At 71.5% G+C, this 20,804-nt stretch carries 16 protein-coding genes; 9 read left to right on the top strand and 7 right to left on the bottom strand.

Features of this window, described 5'->3' with window-relative positions:
- Positions 1–21: 21 nt before the first annotated feature.
- On the top strand, positions 22–699 hold the full coding sequence (locus ACN28F_RS02535; protein WP_289206524.1) for a TcmI family type II polyketide cyclase: 678 nt from the start codon (positions 22–24) through the stop codon (positions 697–699).
- On the opposite strand, the gene ACN28F_RS02530 is transcribed toward ACN28F_RS02535, so the two are convergent.
- The 4 genes from ACN28F_RS02530 to brig1 form a co-directional block, all read right to left on the bottom strand.
- Positions 675–1,661 (bottom strand): hypothetical protein, encoded by a 987-nt coding sequence (locus ACN28F_RS02530; protein ID WP_421356937.1) that lies wholly within the window; start codon positions 1,659–1,661, stop codon positions 675–677. The two genes, ACN28F_RS02535 and ACN28F_RS02530, sit on opposite strands and share 25 nt — an antisense overlap.
- Positions 1,662–1,683: 22 nt before the next feature.
- Positions 1,684–4,272: a DUF6493 family protein gene (locus ACN28F_RS02525; protein WP_421356936.1), complete on the bottom strand. Its 2,589-nt coding sequence runs from the start codon at positions 4,270–4,272 to the stop codon at positions 1,684–1,686.
- On the bottom strand, positions 4,269–5,603 hold the full coding sequence (locus tag ACN28F_RS02520; protein ID WP_289206521.1) for an SWIM zinc finger family protein: 1,335 nt from the start codon (positions 5,601–5,603) through the stop codon (positions 4,269–4,271). The genes ACN28F_RS02525 and ACN28F_RS02520 overlap by 4 nt, the downstream gene beginning before the upstream one ends.
- Before the next feature lie 61 nt (positions 5,604–5,664).
- Entirely contained in the window at positions 5,665–6,738 is a 1,074-nt protein-coding gene (gene brig1, locus ACN28F_RS02515; RefSeq protein WP_289206520.1) for an anti-phage DNA glycosylase Brig1, read from the bottom strand.
- A gap of 121 nt (positions 6,739–6,859) precedes the next feature.
- On the opposite strand from brig1, the gene ACN28F_RS02510 reads away from it, so the two are divergent.
- Entirely contained in the window at positions 6,860–7,975 is a 1,116-nt protein-coding gene (locus ACN28F_RS02510; protein WP_289206519.1) for an SGNH/GDSL hydrolase family protein, read from the top strand.
- A 36-nt stretch (positions 7,976–8,011) separates the two neighbouring features.
- Here the strand turns inward: ACN28F_RS02510 and ACN28F_RS02505 are convergent, their stop codons facing one another.
- Positions 8,012–9,073: an SMP-30/gluconolactonase/LRE family protein gene (locus ACN28F_RS02505; RefSeq protein WP_421356935.1), complete on the bottom strand. Its 1,062-nt coding sequence runs from the start codon at positions 9,071–9,073 to the stop codon at positions 8,012–8,014.
- Positions 9,074–9,210: 137 nt separating this feature from the next.
- On the opposite strand from ACN28F_RS02505, the gene dapF reads away from it, so the two are divergent.
- From dapF to ACN28F_RS02485, 4 genes are all read left to right on the top strand, one after another.
- Positions 9,211–10,254, top strand: a complete 1,044-nt coding sequence (dapF, locus tag ACN28F_RS02500; RefSeq protein WP_289206517.1) for a diaminopimelate epimerase — start codon at positions 9,211–9,213, stop codon at positions 10,252–10,254.
- Positions 10,255–10,621: 367 nt separating this feature from the next.
- On the top strand, positions 10,622–11,944 hold the full coding sequence (locus ACN28F_RS02495; RefSeq protein WP_421356934.1) for an IS701 family transposase: 1,323 nt from the start codon (positions 10,622–10,624) through the stop codon (positions 11,942–11,944).
- Positions 11,945–12,052: 108 nt separating this feature from the next.
- Entirely contained in the window at positions 12,053–13,924 is a 1,872-nt protein-coding gene (locus ACN28F_RS02490; protein WP_421356933.1) for a S8 family serine peptidase, read from the top strand.
- A gap of 276 nt (positions 13,925–14,200) precedes the next feature.
- Positions 14,201–14,581, top strand: a complete 381-nt coding sequence (locus ACN28F_RS02485) for a cellulose binding domain-containing protein (protein ID WP_289206515.1) — start codon at positions 14,201–14,203, stop codon at positions 14,579–14,581.
- A gap of 89 nt (positions 14,582–14,670) precedes the next feature.
- Here ACN28F_RS02485 and ACN28F_RS02480 read toward each other — a convergent pair whose 3' ends face one another.
- Together ACN28F_RS02480 and ACN28F_RS02475 are read right to left on the bottom strand one after the other, a co-directional pair.
- Entirely contained in the window at positions 14,671–16,497 is a 1,827-nt protein-coding gene (locus ACN28F_RS02480) for a hypothetical protein (protein ID WP_289206514.1), read from the bottom strand.
- A 355-nt stretch (positions 16,498–16,852) separates the two neighbouring features.
- Positions 16,853–17,698: a hypothetical protein gene (locus ACN28F_RS02475; RefSeq protein ID WP_421356932.1), complete on the bottom strand. Its 846-nt coding sequence runs from the start codon at positions 17,696–17,698 to the stop codon at positions 16,853–16,855.
- Positions 17,699–17,914: 216 nt separating this feature from the next.
- Here ACN28F_RS02475 and ACN28F_RS02470 point away from each other — a divergent pair, with 216 nt between their 5' ends.
- The 3 genes from ACN28F_RS02470 (at position 17,915) to ACN28F_RS02460 (ending at position 20,709) form a co-directional block, all read left to right on the top strand.
- Positions 17,915–18,283, top strand: coding sequence for a hypothetical protein (locus ACN28F_RS02470; protein WP_421356931.1), 369 nt, complete (start codon positions 17,915–17,917; stop codon positions 18,281–18,283).
- A gap of 109 nt (positions 18,284–18,392) precedes the next feature.
- Positions 18,393–20,006: a sensor histidine kinase gene (locus ACN28F_RS02465; RefSeq protein WP_289206511.1), complete on the top strand. Its 1,614-nt coding sequence runs from the start codon at positions 18,393–18,395 to the stop codon at positions 20,004–20,006.
- A 25-nt stretch (positions 20,007–20,031) separates the two neighbouring features.
- Positions 20,032–20,709 (top strand): response regulator, encoded by a 678-nt coding sequence (locus ACN28F_RS02460; protein ID WP_289206510.1) that lies wholly within the window; start codon positions 20,032–20,034, stop codon positions 20,707–20,709.
- The last annotated feature ends 95 nt before the right edge of the window (positions 20,710–20,804 follow it).

Raw genomic sequence — 20,804 nt, 5'->3', positions numbered from 1 at the left:
CCGTTCTGCGAGGAGTTTGTCATGGTCTTCCGAAACGTGATCGTCTGCCGCATGGTGCCGGGCAGCGAGGACAAGATCGCCAAGGTGTTCGGCCACTACGACAAGGCCACCCGGCCACAGGACTTCGGTGTGATCGGACGCATCCTGCTGTCCCACCACGACCTCTACATCCACATCGTGGAACGCAACGAGGACCCGGCGATCTCCGGCCAGAACCGGGGGCTGCCGGCGTTCAAGGAGATCGCCGAGGCGATCGGCCCGTACGTCACCCCGTACCCGCGCAACTGGCAGAACCCGTCGCACTCGGTCGCCAAGGAGTTCTACCGGTGGGCGCCAGCCGACGACGCCGGGGCGCAACCGGACCCGGGCGAGCGGCACCTGACCGTCATCGTCGGGCGGATCAAGCCCGGCGCCGAGGAGAACGTGGCCCAGATCTTCACCGAGTCCGACGCCGGCACGCTGCCGGTGGAGATGAGCGTGACGGCCCGGTGGCTCTACTCCATCGACGACGTCTACGTGCACCTGCTCGAACGCTCGGTCGCGCACACCGCCGACGACGCCCGAATCCACGACAAGCCGAAGTTCGGCAAGATCATGCAGGAGCTGAGCCCGTACATCAGCCCGTACAACCAGGACACCTGGCGCGGACCGGTCGACGCGGTGGCCACCGAGTACTACCGCTGGCGCGCCGAGGACTGACCCCGCCGGACCAGGGCCACCGCCACGGCCAGTACCAACCCTGGCAGGGCGCCGCCCACCGGCAGGACCCAGGCCGGGACGTACAGCAGCGGGCCGAGCGGTCCGTCGACGGTCGGCGCCGCACCGACCTGGTAGACCTGCCCCGGCAGGCCCTGACACTCCACGCTGACGGACGTGGTGCTGGACACCTCGACGGTGCCCAGCACCACCGTCACGATGCTGTCGCTGTTGTCCGTGAACGGCACCGACGGCGCCCTCACCCGGATCCTGGCACCACCGGAGTCAGTGACCTGACAGTCCTCGGCGGACCATTCCTGACCGTGGTCGCGGAAGATGGCGCTGCGCCCGGTGGGCAGGACGACCGGCACCGGCTGCCCGACCGGCACCGTGACGAACCCCGCCGGCAGGAACCGTGCGGTGGCCAGCTCCGCACCGACGCGGACGAACTCGGGTACGGCGAGCAGACCGGCGACCGCCCCGGCGGCGGCGACCGCGTACCACCCCCGTCCCCGACCCCGCGTGTCGTCCCGCCGGAACAGCCCGATTCCGAACCCGACCGTGGCGGCACCGACCGCCAGCAGCGCACCGACCAGCCAGGCCCACGCCATCGCCGCCACCGGGTCTGTCCCGTCGACCCTGGCCGACTCCACGGGGATGACGTACCGGTAGGTGGCCTCGTCCGCCACCAGGTGCGCCACGGCAGCACCGGCGCCGGCGCCGGCGGCGATCGCCCACCGGCGGACGACGGCGACGCGTTCCAGCCCCGGCGACGAACGGACACCGACCAGGTACCCGACGCCCAGCCCGAGGCCGGCCGCGACGACCCTGGCCGCCGTCGCCAGCTCCGCCCGCTCCGGGCGGTAGCCCTCGTGCCCGACGGCGTCCAGCCAGATCAGCGGCAGCATCAGTCCCGCGACGACGGCGCAGCACCACACACCGCCGCCAAACAGCAGCCGCGTCACGCCGATCCGTCCCACTGCCGCGTCACGCCGACGCGTCCCGAAGCCGGCGGGCTTCGGTGACCAGCCGGCTAGACCCGCCCCGACCGGCGACGTCGGCGAGCCCCGGCACGTCGATGCGTACACCGGTGGTCGCCGCGTTCTGCGCGGCCAGCGCCAGCAGGTCCGGCAGGCCACGCGGCGCGGGTCGGCAGGTCAGCAACGCCGGCAGCGCGGCGGCCAGGATCCGCCAGACGGTCAGCGGCGCCCCGGCGGCGGTCGCGTCCCGCAGCGGCCCGACGACCCGGGACAGGGTGATCATCCCGTCGGCGGCCAGCGACCCCAGATGGGTGCCGACCGCCGTCGGGTCGAGCCCGCCGTCGGCGGCCAGCATCAGCAGCGCGTCGACGGTCGCCACCCGGTCTGCCTCGTGCCGGGCGGCCAGCCCGTACGCCACCGCGAGGTCCAGCGCCGGACCGGCGGCGCCGGTGCGTTCGGCGAGCATCGGCAGCAGCACGGCGCCGCCCGGCTCGTCGAGGTCCGCGCACCCGGCGACCAACGGCAGGGTGTACGCGGCGACCAGCCCCCGGTAGCCGGGCAGCTGCGCCGGCCAGAGCCGTTCGTCGAGCAGCAACCTGACGTCGACCGGTCGGGGCGTCACATCGAGCAGCCCGTACGGGTCGCCGGCCCCCGGCGGCGCGGCCACGTCGACGAGTCGGCGCCGCTGCGGCAGCCGGTCGTGCCGGTAGTGGTAGCCGCCGTGCCGGTCCCGCCGGGCCACCGTCACCACCCGGTGGTGCCCTCGGGGCAGGCCGCCGGCGCGCAGCCAGGCCGCCAACTCCTGCCCGGCCGGGGTGCCCAGCGCCGCCGCCTTCGCCGCCAACGGCTCGTCGACGGCGGCCGGCAGCCGCAGCAACGCCTGGGCCAGGTCCGCTGGCCACGGCGGCTGCCCGTCGAGCCGGGCAAGCCGGTCGAACAACGCCTCCGGCTCGATCGCCCCGGTGGCGAGCGTCGGGGTGGCCAGGGTCGGTCCGGCGGTCCGCTCCGTCGTCCCGTGCCCCGCGACGAACTGCCCGATCTCGGCCACCCGGGTCCGCAGCAGCCGGCGCAGGATTTCCCCCTGCGGGTCGGCCGGCCGCTGCCCACTGGTCGGCTCCCGGCCCCACGCCGCCGACAGCGACGCCCAGGCGCGGGCCGAGACCGTCTGGTCGGTGCCGGCGACGATCGGGTCGCTTGCCCCGGCGAGGACCCGCAGCACCACCGTGAGGCCGCCGAACCTGTTTTCCGGCAGCGACGGCCAGACCATCGCGTGCGCCCGGTTGAGCACCGGCGTCAGCGCGGCCGCCACGCCTGCCCGGTCGGTGCGGCCCAGCCGGACCACGCCGGCCAGGATCCGCTCCAGCTCCAGCGGCGCGGTCCACTCGGCGGCGAACATCGCGGCCACCTGCTCGGCCAACTCGTCCGGACCGGTGATCGGCGGTGGCACCGGCGGCGGCGCCCCCGCCGGGGGCAGGGTGTCACCGACGTGCCGCACCTCGGCAGGTGCGCTCACCTGGTGGCCGTGCCGGGCGGCGAGCGCGTTCGCCCGTTCGGCGATGTCGATCTCCGGGTGGTCGGCGGCGACCGCCAGCACCCGCGCGATCCGCGCCGCCTGGGCCCTGTCGCGGCGGGCTGTCTGGTCCAGCCAGGTCAGCTGGGCCCGTACCAGGGTCTTCTCCGGCCGGACCAGGACGGCGGGTGCGGTGTCGAGCAGCGCATCCAGGTCGATGTCCGGCACCGCGCGCAGGCTCCGTTGGGCCGCCGTGGCCGCCGTCGACGGCCCGTCGGCCAGCAACCGCAGGTACGCCGGCAGTCGGTCACGGACCTCGTCCACGGTCGGTGCCAGCGCCTCGTGCAGCGCGACGAAGACCCGCAGCGCGGCCGGCCGTTCGCCGCGCAGCAGTCGACCGAGCGTGCCGTCGAGCAGCATCGACCGGTCGAGCCGGCCGTCGGCGGCCAGCTGCGCCAACGCCGCCGGCAGCTTCAGCGGCGCGTCCGTACCGTCCTGATCGTCCTGCTGGAGCCGGGCCCAGGACCACTGGTCGCCGACACCGTCCACCTCGAACAGCCGCGGTGTCAGCGAATCCAGCCAGGGATCCCCGCGCAGCCGATCGACCAGCGCGGCCCGCCGTTCGTCCTCGGTGGGCCGACCGACGATCGCCGCCCAACCGAGGACGAACCGGTCCTCGGCCGGCGGCGGTGCCTGCTCGGCGTGCAGCAGGTCGGCCACGAACCGCCAGCTGTCCCCGGGCGTGGACCGGTCGACACGCGCGCAGAGCCGGTACGCCAGATCCGCCAGCCAGGTGACGCCCCGGCGGCGGGCCACCTCGATCACCGGGGTCGCGGGCACCTGCCGCAGCGAGACGTTGCGTCGGCCCAGCACCTCGGCGACCTGGGCGGCGCTCGGCAGGCAGCCGACCGCCGCTATGGCCAGCGCGGTGGCCTGCCAGCTGCTCCACCACTCGTCGCGGCGGCGACGAACGTGGGCCACCAGGTCGGTGCCGAGCCGGCGGCGCTGCGTCTCGTCGAGGCCGTCGACGGTGGCCGTGGCGGCGGCGATGTCGCCGGTGTGGAGAAAGTCGAGCGGGTCGGTCACGCCGTCGCCTCCACCGGTGCGGTGACCATCGTGGTCGCCAGGACATGTTTGCACGGCCCCCGGCCGCCCCGGTGCCGCGCCCACCAGACGCAGGTGCAGGTGTGGCCGCCCTCCGGCAGTCGCCGTACCCGGTACACCTCGTCGCCATGGTGGACGGTCGCGCCCGCGTCGTCGACGGTCACCGCGCCGGTCTCGACCAGCGCACGGGCACCGGCCAGCCGAGGGTTGTCCCGCTCGGTGCGGCCGGGGTCGTAGGGCAGCACCCGGTGGAAGTAGCCGGCCCGGGCGACGTCGTAGCCGACCCGTCCGGCGGTGCCGAGCAGAGTCAGCGCCGCGCGTACCCGTCGAGCGGTGATGCCGGCCGCGTCGGCCAACGCGTCGACGTCGACCGTCGGCTCCCAGTCGAGCAGCGCACCGACCAGCTCGGCGTCGTCGGTCACGTCGTCACTGGCGAGATCACGCAGCACGCCGCCCTCACCGGAGAAGCCCCGAGTCGGGTCCGGTGACAGGGCCAGCGACAGGCTCATCCCGCCCAGGTCCAACTCCCAGACGCTGGCCACCGGTGCGGCACCGGCCGCTACCGCCGGCCCGTACACCCGCAACGCGACGGCGTGCCGCAGCAGGCCGCGCAGCGCGACCAGCCGACCGGCGCCGGCCAGGCACCCGGCACCGGGCGCGGCGCGGGAGGTCAGCCGCAGTGACCGACCGGCCGGCACCGCCCACAGCACCGACCGGTCGGCGGCACCGGGCAGCCGCTGCAGGAACGTCGCGGCCTCGGCGACCGGGATCTCCGCCCGTAGGCCCATCGCCGCCGCGACCACCTGCACCTCGGCGAAGCCACGCAGCCAGCGGCGCGGCAGCGGCACCTTGCGCTCGACGACCTGTCCATCCATGGTCGACACCGTCACATCGTCCGGGCCGACCGACAGGTGCAGCGGGTCCAGCCCGCCGACCCGGGCCAGGGCCTCGCGCAACGGCGGGTTGACGTCGACGTTGGTGGTGCCGTGCGCGACGATGTCACCGTCCAGCCCGTCCGGGGTCACGTCGAGCCGGGCGTACACGCCGCAGCAGCCGGAGAAGGACTCGAACCGCAGCCGGTCCCGGCTGCCGGTGACCACCGGGTCGAGGCTGGCCGGGTCGACCGGCCGGTGGTAGCGGGTGCGGGCCACCTCGGCGACCGCCAGCAGCCCGGCGGCGGCAGCCGTCGGCGCGGTGAGGAACCCGGTGAAGAACCGGGGGTGGGCGGCCGGCCCGCCGCTGGTCTGCAGGGTCAGGTCCCGGTCGGCCAGGGCGGAGGGGCGAAGATACTGGTACGTCGCGGTGGCGCTCACGCCGGCGCACGTTACCCACGCCCACCGACATCCGCCGCCCACCAGCGAGTCGACGTGGCGGTCACGGCTCGGCAGGCTGGTCGGCGTACCGTGCCGCGTCTTGCATGACGGTGTTCCAGGTGGCCTCGTACGCGGCGTCGGCGACGGCCAACCAGAAGTCGTTGGGCAGTCGGTCGGGCACCGGGGCCCGCGACGGCAGATCGGCGGTGATCAGCCTGGCCAGGTCGTCAGCGGAGACTCGGTCGCGGGCCCAGGCAAGGGTCCGCAGGTCGGGGGACCAGCCGAGCGGCTCATCGTCGCCCCGGCGGGGCGACGGGGTGGGGTTCGCGGCGGTCGGGCCGGCGGGTGGGCGGAAGTCGTCGGACAACGCCCACCGGAGCAGTTCGGTCTCGGGGCTGCTCGGCGGGCCGGAGCTTCCCAGATGCCACTCGACGACGAGCCGTTGCCCGGACGGCAGTGCGAAGACCCGGACGGCGCGGCTGCCGACATTGGAGCCATAAGGGATGCCGCCAAGACCGAGCTTGACGATGGGGGGCAGGTCCAGGCTCTCGGCGACGCCGAGCCACGGCTTGCCGAAGGCGAAGACATGGTCCGTGGCCAGCTCACCGATCGGCTCGAACACGAACTGTCGGATGATGTCGGCCGGCGGCTTCATGCTGCCGGTCACCTTGGTCGAATGCCACGGGTAGCACTCGAACACCAGCAGGTTGCGCTCGGTGAGCGTCGGCTCGTGGAGCCAGCGGCGGGCGAAGGCGCGTCGGTCCCGCCAGTACTTGTTGTCCCCGAGCCGGGTCTGCCAGGGGTCCCGGAGGTAGGGGCCGCTCGCGGCCCAGGACCGGTAGGAGCCGTAGCGTCGAATCTCCTCGGCGAAGGTTCCGGTCCGGGACTGGAACTCCGGGAAGTACTTGCCGGGATTGAGGCCGAGGACGACGACGACCGGCTCGTCGGGGGCCAGGCCGGTGAGATCGCCGATGTACGGCTCGGGAAAGCCGTCGCGGGTCACCGCACCCAGGCCGGTGCCCTGAAACGACGCGTACCACTCGGGCAGCGGATCCGCCATGGGATCGCGGCCGTCGAGCCACTGCTGCACGTGCTGATCCCAGAATGCCGCCACCCGTTCCCGTGCCGTCGTCATGCGGGGCACCTTAAGGCATCCATCCTGGCCGCGTGCCCCTAAAATATCGACGTTTATGATACCGTGTCGGGGATTGGTCGACAGTGGTCGATCAATGGGGTCTGGTAGAGGGAGCTCAGTGGTGCGAAGGGTTCCGGTGGCCGCCGTGCTGGCGGCCGTACTGCTCGGGACGACCGTGCCGACCACGGCGGTCGCCGGTCCCGGCGGCCCCGACCACCGGCACGGTGGTCTGGACCGGGTGCACACAGCCGGTCGGGTCGTCGTCGACGGCACCACCGCGCGGTACAGCTGGCCCGGCGTCTACTTCGAGGGCCGGTTCCGGGGCACCGGCATCGGGATCGTCCTGGACGACCCGCACGCCGACTACGACGTCCAGATCGACGGCCGGACCGTCGCCACCCTGGTGACGCCGGGCGCGATCACGCACCGGGTCGACGGGCTACGGCCCGGTCGGCACACCGTACGGGTGGTCAAGCGCAGCGAGAGCCAGTGGGCGACCAGCGGGTTCGGCGGTTTCGTGCCGGGGCCCGGTGGTGCCGTCCTGCCCGCACCGGCGCCACGGCACCGCCAGATCGAGTTCATCGGCGACTCGCACACCGCCGGGTACGGCAACGAGTCGACCAGCCGGGACTGCACCGGCGACGAGGTGCACCGGACCACCAACGCCGACCGCAGCTTCGGCGCGATCACGGCCCGCCGGTACGGCGCCGACTACCAGATCAACGGGTACTCGGGCCTGGGCATGGCGCGCAACTACGGCGGCCACTCACCGGGAACCACCTACCGCACGTACTACGACCGGGCGCTGCTCGCCGTCGACGGCGACGTCTGGTCGCCGCCGCGCAGCTGGCGGCCGCAGGTCGTCGTGGTCGGCCTCGGCCTCAACGACTTCTCCACCGACATCGCCCCGGGCGAGTCCTGGACGCCGGAGACGCTCAGCGCCGCCTACCGCGACGCGTACCACGGCTTCCTCGACCAGTTGCGCGCCCGGTACGGCAACCGGACCCAGGTCGTGGTCACCGCAAACGAGATGTGGAACACCACCGCGTTCCGGGACGCAGTCACCCAGGTCGTCGCCGAGCGCACCGACCGGGGCGACGACCGGGTCCGGATGTGGTACGTCGAGAGCGCCGGCCTGGACTCCCTCGGCTGCCACTGGCATCCGTCGGTCGCCGACCATCAGGTGCTCGCCGACCGGCTGAGTGCCGTACTGGACGAGCTGCCGCTGCGCTGGTGACCCGACCTGCGGCGGTCACGTGTGTGGTGGCTGCTGTCAGGGTCGCGGCACCGCCACCACCTCGTACGTCGTCTCCGGGGTGACCTCGACGCCGAACCGGGCGTTCGGCAGGTAGAGCAGGTCGCCGGCGGCGGCGACGGTGGTCGGCACGTCGAACCGCTCGTCGGTGATCCGCCCGACGATGTCGCCCTGGCTGCCGGCGGCGTTGATCTGCAGCTCGACGAGGGTGTTCGCCCGGTTCTGCACGACGAACAGGGTCTGGTCGACCACCAGGAGCCCGTCGCCGCCGACCAGGAGCCCGTCGCCGTTGACGTCGACGACGCCGGTGCGGCCGGTGACCCCGGTCGCCGGGTCCACGGTGAACAGCAGTCCGGTGTTGGACTGCACGATGATCAGGTTTGTGCCACTGGGGCTGGCGGTGACGCCGTTCGCGTTGATGCCCTCGTCGTAGACGATGTCGCCGGTGAGCGGGATCCGGCGTACCTGCGCGGCGTCGGGCAGCGCCCCGGTGGCGTCGGTCGGCAGGTGGTAGACGACCGGGTTGGTGGAGTCGGTGAAGAAGGCGCCGGCGTCGGTGACGGTGACGTCGTTGACGAAGCTCTCCGGCACGGTCGCGAGGTCGTAGCGGGCGAGCAGGTCGCCGGTGTCGGCGTCGATCACCCGGGCGTCGCCGGCCGGGCCGCCGGCGACGAAGAGCCGGCCCTGTGCGTCGAGGGCCAGGCCGACCGACGGAGTGCCGGGTGCGTCGCCGATCAGCTCACCGACGCCGGTCGTCAGGTCCGCGCGGAAGATCGCGCCGTCGGCGAGGGATCCGACGTACGCGGTGTGCCGCTCGGCGTCGATCGCGATGCCTTCGGGGGCGAACCCGTCGGGCAGCCGTACCGTGTCGACCAGTTCGACGCTGCCGCCGCCGGCACCGACCGGGTCGCCGCCGGCACCGACCGGGTCGCCGCCGGCACCGACCGGGTCGCCGCCGGTGCCGGCCGGGTCGGTGCCGTGCTGGCCGGCGGCGGCCAGGCCGGTGGCGAGCGCGAGCGCGCCGGCCAGGGCCGCCGCCGACACCGTCACGCCGATCGCGGTACGCCTGCGGTTCACCATCGGTGATGCCTCCTGTGTTCCGGTCGACCACCTGGACCGGTCGACGCCCTACCGGAAGGCACGGCGCGAACTGGTGTGACGTTCACCGGGTCGGACACCGGACGGCGGGCGGTACGGTCGCCGTACACTGGTCGCCGGTGTCGGACGGTAGCGGCGGCGGGTCGCGGGCGGGGGAGCGGGTACGGATGAGGTCACACCTGCCGGTCCTCAAGGCGCACGGTTCGCAGAACGACATCCTCGTCATCGAGGGCCGGCCGGGTGACTACGCCGCCGACGCGGACGTGCCGCACCTGGTACGCCAGTTGTGTGACCGGTCCGGTCCGCTCGGCGGCGGCGACGGCGTCTACTTCGTCGATCTGGCACCGGCGGTGCCGCAGGCGGCGTTCTTCAACCCGGACGGGTCGTTCGCGAAGCTGTGCGGCAACGGCATGCGCTGCGTCGGCCGGCTGGTGCTGGACACCCGGGAGGCCGATCGGGCGGTGGTGCGGGCCGGCGGCAGCGATTTCGTGGTGCTGCGGGCGGAATCCACCCCGGAAGGGGTCCGGCAGACGGCCGTCGAGATGCCGAAGGTGGACTTCGACCCGGCCGAGCCGGTGCTCGCCCTGGCGCAGCCGCACGTCGACACGCCGGTGCCGGCGTTGCACCCGACGCTGGGGTTGACCGCGCTCGCCGTACCGAACGACCATCTGGTCGCGGTGGTGGAGAAGTTCGACGAGGCCGAGCTGGTCGCGACCGGGCTGCGGATCGTCGCCGCCACGGACGTGGTGCCACGGGGGGCGAACCTGTCGTTCGTGTTCGCGCTCGACGACGACGAGATCTACGTGCAGACGTACGAGCGGGGGGCCGGGCTGACCCCGTCGTGCGGTTCGGGGGTGGTCGCCTCGCGGGCGGTCTGGTCCCGGCTGGGGCACGCCGACGCGGGGGAGCGGATCACCGTCCGTAATCCGGGTGGGGTCGCCACGGCCTGGTTGACCGGTGACGGATCCGCCTGGCAGGCCACCCTGCAGGGCAACGCGTCGTACGTCTACCGCGCCGACGTCGACCTCGCGGCGGTCGTTTCCGGCGTGGTCGGTCGTGTCGAGCGCGACACGTTCGTCGACGAAGTCGAGGCATTCGCCCAGTTGCGACGGAACAACCACAGTGTGCTGCACGCCGCCGGCGTGTATCCGTCGGTCGGCTGAACCGGGCCGAACCGGAGCTGAATCCGGGCTGAATCCGGGCTGAATCCCATTTTTGCCCGCCGTCCGATGGTCCGTCGCCAGAGTTCGGCCATCAATCAGATGAATTTGTATCGTCGAAGCCAAATGTTTCGATGGTCGGTGGTGTCGTCGGTGTGTGGCGGCCGAACGGGTCAGGATACGGGAACATGAGACTGAATCACATATCTCTACATCGATCTGATTTCGGCCTAGTAGGGCAGCCGTACTTCGTGACCTGACCGGTGCGGTGGGGTATGGACGGACAGGGTGTGCGGCGACGGAGACGGCCACCGCATGATCGTCCGGTGTTGTGTGGACAACGAAGGATCACGAGGTGGCCGCAGCGGCCATGGTAGAGGCCGGTCGTGTCGAGGAGAACCTCGCCACGCTGATGGGAGACCTCGGCGCGTGTTTCGCCCGGGTCGAACCACTACGGCAGGCCGGCAAGTACGTCCGTGGCCTGATCGCCGACCTGCCACGCAAGAACTGCTGGACCCTCGCCGAACACGCCGGGGACACCACCCCCGACCGGATGCAACGACTCCTCGAACGCGCGGTCTGGGACACCGACAAGGCGATGGGCGTGGTCCGTGACTTCGCCGTGGCACGCCTGGCCGACCCGGACGGCGACAACACGCTGATCTTCGACGAGAGCGGCGTGGAGAAGACCGGCACCGGCACGTGCGGCGTGACCCGCCAGTACGTGGGCTGCGCGGGAAAGGTCACCAACGCCGTCAACCTGGTCAACGCCACCTACGCCACCCGCGCCGGCCACGCCCTGGTCGGCTCCCGCCTGTGGATCCCCGCCGCCCACCTCGACGACGACGCCCGCCGCGCCGCCACCGGCGTCCCCGCCGACACCGAGTTCGCGACCAAACCCCGACTCGCCACCGACCTGCTCACCGAGACACTCGACGCCGGCGTACCCGTGCGGTGGTGCACCGCCGACGCCGTCTACGGCCGGGACCGGCGACTACGCGACACCTGCGAGACCCGGGGAATCGGCTACAGCCTCGGCGTGCCGTGCTCGTTCCGGATCACCCTGCCCGGCTGGAAGACGAAGATCCGCGCCGACACCGCTGCCACCACCCTGACCACCGACACCGCCTGGCAGACCATGTCCTGCGGGGCGGGTTCCAAAGGCGACCGCTGGTACGCGTGGGCGTGGATCGCCACCGCCAGCCCCCGCCACTACCTGCTCGTACGCCGGAGCCTGGCTGACCCCGACGACCTGGCCTACTTCTACTGCTGGATACCGGAGCGCCTTCCGGCGACCCTGACCGCGTTGGTGAGGGTGACCGGCCGGCGGTGGACGATCGAGGAGGACCACGGCTTCGGCAAGGACCACTTCGGGTTCGACCAGTTCCAGAACCGCCTCCACACCCCGATCATGCGGCACATAGTGCTGGTCATGGCCGCGCTCGCCGTCTGCGCGGTCACCGCCGCCGACGCCGCGGCCGGGACCACGCCACCACCCCGACCCACCCACCCCAGCGAACCACCACCGGCCGACCTCGGACTCGCCCGGCTGACCGTGGTCGAGATCAAACGGCTGTACAACCTCGCGACCAGAGCCTGGCACAGCCTCGAACACCATCTCCGCTGGTCCTGGTGGCGCCGCCGCCATCAAGCCCGCGCCCGCTGGTACCACTACCGATCCAGACTCACATGATCAAGTCACGAAGTACGGCTGCCCTACTAGCATCTGTGTCAGTCAGATTCACGGTCATCGGTCGACCTGTCACAATCGGGTCGGCCGGGTATCGAAAGGAGGCGGGAGATGACCTTCTCCCGGCCGTCCCGGCGCCACTGGCGCCTCGCCCTCACCGCCACCGCGGTCGCCGCAGCCACGGTCGCCTTCGCCGCGCCGGCCAACGCCGCGCCGGCGGAGGGCCCTGTCCTGTACGCCGGTGAGTCCACCACCGTCGCCGACTCCTACATCGTGGTGTTCAAGGACGAGCGGGTGTCCCGCACCGGGGTGCCGGCGGCGGCCCGCGCCGTCGCCGCCCGCCACGACGCCGCGGTGGTGCGCACCTACACCGACGCGCTGCGCGGCTTCGAAGCGAGGATGAGCGAGAAGGCGGCCAAGCGGCTCGCCGCCAGCCCGGCCGTCGAGTACGTCCAGCAGAACCGTACCGTCTCCCTCGCGGCCACCCAGACGCCCACCCCGTCCTGGGGGCTCGACCGGATCGACCAGTCGGCACTGCCCCTGAACAACAGCTACACCTACCCGAACTCCGGGTCAGGTGTCACCGCGTACATCATCGACACCGGCATCCGCTTCTCGCACAGCGACTTCGGCGGGCGGGCGGTCACCGGGTTCGACGCGGTCGACGGCGGTAGCGCCGACGACGGCAACGGTCACGGTACGCACGTCGCCGGCACCGTCGGCGGCACCGCGTACGGCGTCGCCAAGGACGTCACGCTGGTCGGCGTACGGGTGCTCAACAACAGCGGCAGCGGCACCTACGCGGGGGTCATCGCCGGTATCGACTGGGTGACCACCGACCACGCGCCGGGCGAGTCGGCGGTGGCCAACATGAGCCTCGGCGGCGGCTTCGACCAGGCGGTCAACGACGCCGTGACGCGGTCCATCGCCGACGGTGTCGTCTACTCACTGGCCGCCGGCAACAGCAACGCCAACGCCTGCAACTACTCGCCGGCCAGCACCCCGGCCGCGATCACCGTCGGCGCCACCACCAGCACCGACGCACGGGCCAGCTACTCCAACTACGGCACCTGTGTCGACATCTTCGCCCCGGGCAGCGCCATCACCTCGGCCTGGCACACCGGCGACACCGCCACCAACACCATCAACGGGACCTCGATGGCCGCACCGCACGTCGCCGGTGCCGCCGCGCTGGCGCTGGCGGCCAACCCCGGCTACACCCCGGCGCAGATCGGCAACCTGCTGATCGCCGACGCGATCGACGGCGTCGTCACCAACCCGGGCACCGGCTCGCCGAACAAGCTGCTGTACGTCGGCAACATCGTCCCGCCCACCCAGGACTTCACCGTCGAGGTGGCTCCGGCCGGCGCGACGGTCGACCCGGGCGACCCGGCGAGCGCCACCGTCAGCACCACCACCGCCGTCGGTGACCCGCACACCGTCACCTTCAGCGTCACCGGAGCGCCGGCCGGCGTCACCGCCACGTTCAGCCCGGCATCGGTCACCTCCGGCGGGGCGACGACCCTCACCCTTGCCACCGCCGCGTCGACCGAACCCGGCACCTACCGGCTGACCATCGTCGGCACCGGCCCGGAGACGTCGCAGTCGGCGCCGTTCACGCTCACCGTCAACGGTCCGCCCGGCTGCTCGCAGACCAACTCCACCGACTTCCCGATCAGCGACAACAGCACGACCGAGAGTCCGATCGTCATCAACGGCTGTGCCGGCAACGCCCGGGCCGCCAGCACCATCGAGGTGAACATCTACCACACCTGGATCGGTGACCTGACGGTCTCGCTGATCGCTCCGGACGGCAGCGCCTACGTGCTGCACAGCCGGACCGGCAGCAGCACCGACAACATCTTCCAGACCTACACCCGGGACCTGTCCAGCGAGGTCGCCGACGGCACCTGGAAGCTGCGGGTGCAGGACTCGGCCAGCCTGGACACCGGCTACCTGGACAGCTGGACGCTGAACCTGTAGTCGGGCGCCGAACACACCGCCCGGAGCTCCGGCGTACCGCCGGGCTCCGGGCGTTTCGCGTAGCCGGACGCATAACCGATTTGTTCTGCGATTCGCGCATGTGACTGCCATCGCATGTCGGGCATGGGTGATCAGTCGGCATACTTTGGCTGATATGCCGAATGTATGCCGGACTGATTCGCCACGGCATTTGAGCATTCGACTATGGCGAACAAAATGACATCCATGAGTGGTGATCGATTGTCGTATGGTGGGTCACCTCGGACAATCAAGTGGATGGTGGTGATCCCCGTGCGGAAGCTCATCGGCGTGCTCGTGGCTCTGGCGGTGGGCGTGGCGGCGACCCTGGCCCTCACCTCACCGGCGCAGGCGACGACGGCGACGTTCACCCAGACCAGCGCCTGGTCCACCGGGTACGTGGGCGAGGTGGTCGTCACGAACGACTTCACCGTGCCCATCACCGGCTGGGAGGTGGCGTTCACCCTGCCGGCCGGCTCGTCGGTGTCCAGCGCGTGGAGCACCCAGGTCGCGACGACCACGCCGCACTACACAATGATCAATACGAGCTGGAACGGCTCACTCGCACCGGGCCAGTCGGTCACCATCGGGTTCGTGGTGACCGGCACCGGCCTCCCGACGATCCTGTGGCCGCTCTGACATCCGCACGCCGCGCCGGTGACGGCGGGTGTGCCCGGGGCCGTTCCTGCCCGGGGCACACCCGCCGTCACCGCGACGCAATGCCGGGGTCAGCCGCCGGCGGGCGTCAACTTGATGAGCTCCCAGCCGCCTTCCGGCACCTCATCGGTCGGGTCGGTTCGCAGATTCATCGGATTGCCCATGCCGAGATAGAGCGTCGACCCATCGGCGACCATCGTGCGGAAACCGTAGTTGAGGTAGTTGCCCAGCCCCTGGGTGTCGACCGGGGTGGCGGGCTTGTTGTTCGACTCGAACATCCACAGGTCGCCGCCGTAGAGCGCCGGGTCGATGGTGATCGGGTTCAACTCGTCGCTGAGCCCATTGGCCGCCCCCCGGAAGCCCGTCTCGGCCGCCGCCTGCGGCAGCAGGTCCTTGGCGAGGTAGCTCCAGTCCATCGTGCCGACGAACAGCCGCCCGTTCGAGACCGCCATCGTCCAGGTGTAGTTGGTGTAGATGTTGCCGAATCCCATCCGTCCGTACTTCGGGCGGTAGCCGGTGAGGGCCCACCGCCAGGCACCGACGCCGTAGTCCGCGGCAGGGTCGTACACCGGCAGGACCGCCTGGCCGTAGAGCAGCTCGGTGCTCTCCTGCGCGGTGCCGAACGACCGTCCCCGGAAGATGCTCACCGCCCGCTGCGAACGCTCCAGCGTCGCGCGGGCCGCAGGCTCGTCCGCCGGCGGGTACGCCTCGGCGACCATCGCCGTGGACTTCATCGGCACGTGCATGGTGCCCCAGTAGAGGTGCCCACGGTACGAGGCCAGCGCGCCGAGGCCGTACGAGCCGGCGATGACCGGGTCGGGCTCGTAGGACGCCGCACTCCACACCTGGGTCCACCCCTCGGCGTCGTCCGGGGTGAGCCCCGGCTCGCCGTCGAGCAGCCGAGGGCTCATCCACACCCCGGCGATGCCGGGATCGGCCTGGGCGGTCGGGACGACGCCGACGCGGACCGGCTCCGCGTCGGGGCCCGGGCGTGCCCCCGCCGAGGACGACCCTCCCGCCGCCGACCAGGTGCTGACGAAGACCCGACCGTCGTGCACCTCCAGGTCGGCCACCTGCGCCGGCAGCTTGCCTACCTCGACGAAGTTGAACGGGTCGTCCCGGTCGCCGGCCCAGCGCAGGATGTAGCCGCCGTCGCGGCCGTTCGGGCCGACGCCGACCCCGGCGTACAGCACGTTGTGGGCGACCACGAAGTGGCGGATGTTGCCGTACTTGGCGAAGTTGGCCGACCCCAGGTACTCGCCGGTGGCCGTGTCGAACGCGAACATGTTGACGGTCGCGCCGAGCGCCGGCCCGGCCAGCAGGACGACGCCGTCGTGCGTGCCGCCGGCCCGCAGCCCCAGCGTCCGGCGCAGCCGCGACAGGTCGTCGGCGGACGCGCCGGTGATCTCCGCGGTCTTCTCCGTCAACGTTGCCGAGGCCAGGTCGTAGACGTACGCCCGGGGCTGGCGGTGGTCGCCGACGCTGACCGGCATCGTCGGGTTCTGCTTGACCACCTGGCTCTCGGCGAACTCGCACACGTAGTCGTCGGTGATCCGTGGGTTCGGCAGGGCCAGCGTTGCCCCGGTCACTATGCAGTGGACGTTCGCCCCGGTGCCGAACCAGAGACGGTCGTCGGCCTTCGCGAGCGACCACACGTACGCCTGGTTGACCTTGGCCTGGCCCTGCGCACACGGCGGCCCGGCGGGGTAGGGCAGCCCGATGCCGACGAAGCACTCCTCAGGGGTGGCCTTGGCGAGCAGTTCGTGCGCGAACGCCGGTGATCCGGCAGACACCGCCTGCTGGCCGACCGCCGGTGCCGGGGCCACGACGAGGGCCGGTAGGACGAACAGTGCGATGGCGGAAATCAGTCGCCGTCGGGATATCAGGGGCCAGCGCATCAATTCCCTTTCTTTCGGCACGATCCACACCCGCCGCCGGGGGACCGCATTCCGTGGCAGAACGGGCAGTACGGAACACAGCATCGAAACCCTGGTCACGGGCGCGGACGGTGGCAATGTCGGCTTCGTGAGGTGAGCTGAGTGTCCACCCAGTCAGGACAGTAGACAACGGTGATTGCCGTCTGATTTCCGACGTCCACATCAGATGTGGGCAGCTACCGGAGTGGCCGTCACTGATCGTCGGCACGCCAATTGCCACGGGTCACCATTGGAGGTGCGGTGTGGTCACCGAGGGGATGCGCAAACGACGCCGCCCGGACCCCGCAGCGCGGGATTCGGGCGGCGTCGGGTCAGCTCAGGCCTCGACGTCGGCCAGCAGGTCCTGCAGGTCACCGAACATCTCGGCGAAGTCCAGCGTCTCCGCCTCCGCCGGCGCCTCGATCGACACCGGGGTGCCGTAGTCGGTGTAGTCGACCGTGATGTCGCTCATCGTTCCCATGACCATCTTCACCCGGCGCGGCTGGTACTGCTCGTCGACCCACACGTCGGCCTTGACCTCGGTCACGCCGGCGGCGGCGAGCTGCTCCTGGACGCCCTCGCGCAGCTCGGCGTCGAGCTGCCCCAGGTAGGTCTCGACCGGGCTGGTCGACGTGTAGTGCACCGTCTTGACACCGTCGATGGTCTCCTCGCCGACGACCACGACCTCCTTGCCATCGAGGAGGGTCTGCACGCCCTTGACCGGGTCCATGTCGTCGACCTGCTTGGCGAGCTCCTCAGAGCCGGCGCCCAGCGCGGCGAGGTCCATCTTGAACCACTTCTTGCCCTCCATCGACGCCTGCTCCGCCTCCGGGATGCTCACGTAGTACGTGGTCCCGATGGTGCGCACGGTGATCTCCCCGTCCTCCGGGTCGACCATCGTCAGCTCGGCCTTCGGCTCGTCCCCGAAGGCGATGACGCCGCTCATGTCCATCGACTCACCACCGGCGGTGCCGGTCATCGTCACCTTCACCGAGGTGGCCTTGTTGGTGGTCTCGATGGTGCGCTGCAGCGACCCGACCGCGTCGGTGGCGAGCTGCGTCAGCACGCCGGTCCCACCGCCGGCGGCGACCTCGGCCGCCGGCTGCGCGCCACCGCAGGCGGTGAGGGCGAGTACGGCGACCGAGGCCACCGCCACGGAAGCGGCCCTGTTCAGTGTCGACACGAAGTGAACTCCCTGTTCAGCTGTCCCAGATTGTCGGCCGGCATCGTACCGGGGGCGGTCAACCCAACTGGCCGTCGACCACCGGCCGGCGATTCCCCGCTCACCTACGACTTTCGTCGTAGACCGCCACCGTCGGAGTTACCACCAACCGATGACGACTCGTGCGCCGATTCTCGGCACGCTTGAGCCACCCCACAAACGACGGAGGAACAGTCAATGCGCAAGGTGGCAATCGTCGTCGCGGTCGTGGTCGTCGTCCTGTGCGGCGGTCTCGGCTGGGTCGCGTACCAGGTGGTCGACCTCGGTAGGGAGATCATCGAGGCCGGGGTCAGCCGCGAGGAGTTCGCCGTCCAACGGGTCGGCACGCCGGAGGCGCAGGTGCGGGCGGCGCTGCCGGAGCCGCTGACCGACATCAAGGACCACGAACTGTACGGCGACGACCCGGACAAACTCGGGATGCCCGCCGGTGCCTCGTGCGTCTACTACACGATCACCCCGTTCGAGGCCGAAGGCCCGGACCTGTGGCGGTTCTGCTTCGTCGACGGCGCGCTCGCGGAGAAGAGCGCCATCACGATCCCGCAGTGACGCCGCCCGCCCCCGGTGGCCCCCGACCGGCGCGACGGCCGGCGATCGGCCAGAATCCCACCGACCCGCCGTCGTCCACGCCTGACACCACCGAAGGAGCACCTCCGCGATGACGACGTTCCGGTGGGCGGCGTGGTGGCACGACCGGACAGCCCGGTGGCCTGAGCGGGCACGGCGGTGGCGTACCCAGGTGGTCGGGGCCGGGCCGTGGCGCCTGCTCTACGAGATCTGCCTGGTGGCGCTGGTCACCGTGATGGCGACCCTGGCCGCCGTCGGCGCCGACTGGTACCCGCTCGCGCCCTGGTTGGTCGGGCTCACCACACCGGTGCTGATGGTGCTGCGGCTGCTCCACCCGACGACGGCGTACGTCGCCGCGGCACTGATCGGCCTCGCCACCGGCGGACAGAACAGTCTGCTGCTGGCGGTGCTGAGCGCCGTGCTGGCGTACCGGGTGGCCCGGTGGTGGCAGGTCGTCGCCGCGCTGGCCGTCGCCTGGGTCAGCTACGTCGGGTCGACCCGCTGGTCGGAACCGGTGACGGCGGAACTGGCTGTCGCGTACTCGGCCCTGTTCGTCCTGGTGGCGATCTTCCCGGCCGGTGTGGCCCGGCTGGTGCGGCGGCGCCGCCGCCTGCTGGCGGCGCTGCACCACCGCAACGTCGCGCTGCGCCGGGAGCAGGGCGAGATCGCCCGTCAGGCGCAGACCCGGGAGCGGGCCCGCATCGCCCGGGACCTGCACGATTCGCTGGGTCACAAGCTCACCCTGATCTCGCTGTACGCCGGGATGCTGCGGACCTCCGAGGGCGACCAGCGGACCGAGGCCACCGACCTGGTGCGGCAGACCTCCTCGGCGGCGATGACCGAGCTGCGGCAGATCCTCGGCATCCTCGGCCAGGACGACAGCCAGTCTGCGGTGCGGCCGTTGACCGGTCTGGACGAGCTGGCCGCGCAGGCCCGGGCCGGCGGCGCCGAAGTGGAGGTCGTCCGCCAGGGAGAAGCCCGACCGCTGGCGGCGTTGACCGAACACGCGGCGTACCGGGTGATCCAGGAGGGCCTGACCAACGCGTTGCGCCACGCCAGAGGCGGGGTGATCGTCCTGCTGCTGCGCTACGAATCCGACGCGCTGGTGGCCGCCGTCACCAACACCGCCGGGCACCGGGTCGCCCGGTCCACCTCCCAACAGGGACTGATCGGGTTGGCCGAACGGGTCCGGATCGCCAAGGGCATGCTCTACCACGGTCCGACGCCCGACGGCGGTTTCCGGCTGGCGGCCACCCTGCCGTACCTGGGTGACGAACCCGCTGCCGCCGGGCACCGTCCCCCACCGGTGGCCGGGGCCGACTTCGACGGCCTGATCGAGCGGCACCAGCGCCGGTCCCGGCTCACCCTGGCGGTCACCGGACTGGCCATCGCCGCCTGCCTGGCGTTGTGTCTGGCCGGGGCCTGGCTGGCCATGACGCTGGTCGTGGTCGACCGCGACACCTACGACGCGGTGCGGATCGGCCAGTCGGAGGACGAGGTCCGGGCGGTGCTGCCCGACGTCGACGTCGGCGTGGTCGACGCCGACGGTGCCGGTCGCCGGACGCCCGCCGGTGCCACCTGCGTCGACTACGACTCGTCGATCCTGGACCAGGCCGACTCCGGCACCGAGCGGACCCTGTACCGGTTCTGTTTCCGCGACGCAACGCTCGTCGACAAACAGATCGTCAAGGAACCGCGACAGTGATCCGACGACGATGAGGGACGACACGATGGCCGACCCCGTACGGGTGCTCCTGGCTGACGACGACTCGCTGATCCGTACCGCGATCGACGCGGTGCTGCGACCGGCGACCGACATCGAGCTGATCGCCCAGGCCGCCGACGGGCGGGCCGCGATCGACCTGGCCGTACGGCACCGACCGGACGTGGCGCTGCTGGACATCCAGATGCCGGTCCTCGACGGCCTGGCGGCGCTGCGGGAGATCCGCCGGCTGGCCCCGGCGGTCCAGATCGTGGTGCTGACCACCTTCGGTGAGGACGAGTACGTCGCCCAGGCGCTCGCCGACGGAGCCGCCGGCTTCCTGCTCAAGGAGTCCGCCGTCGACGAACTCGTGTACGCCGTGCGCGCCGCCGCCGCCGGCAACGCCTACCTGTCACCGAAGATCACCCGACAGGTGCTCAACCGGCTACCCACTGTCACTGTACGTCCAGAAGAGGACCTGAAAAGAGTCGACATGCTCAGCGATCGGGAACGCGAAGTCCTGGTACTGCTGGCCCAGGGCCTGTCCAACGCCGAGATCGGCCAACAGCTGTTCGTCTCCGAAGGCACCGTGAAGACCCACGTGTACCGGGTGTTCGCCAAGCTCGGCTGCGAGAACCGGGTCCAGGCGGCCATGCTCGCCCAACGGGCCGGCCTGCTGGAGCCGCCCTCCGGTCCGGCCCGCTGAGTGACGAGCGCGGCAGCGGAAGATCCACCCGGAGGATTGCGCCCGCCGGCCCACTGGTTACGGTCGGTTGACCGTACCGGTGACGACGACGAGGT

Origin of the sequence: Solwaraspora sp. WMMA2101 (assembly GCF_049179175.1) — a bacterium.
Taxonomy (GTDB): domain Bacteria; phylum Actinomycetota; class Actinomycetes; order Mycobacteriales; family Micromonosporaceae; genus Micromonospora_E.
The sequence above is the reverse complement of the archived record's forward strand: the minus strand, read 5'-3'. Positions and strand labels throughout refer to the sequence as shown.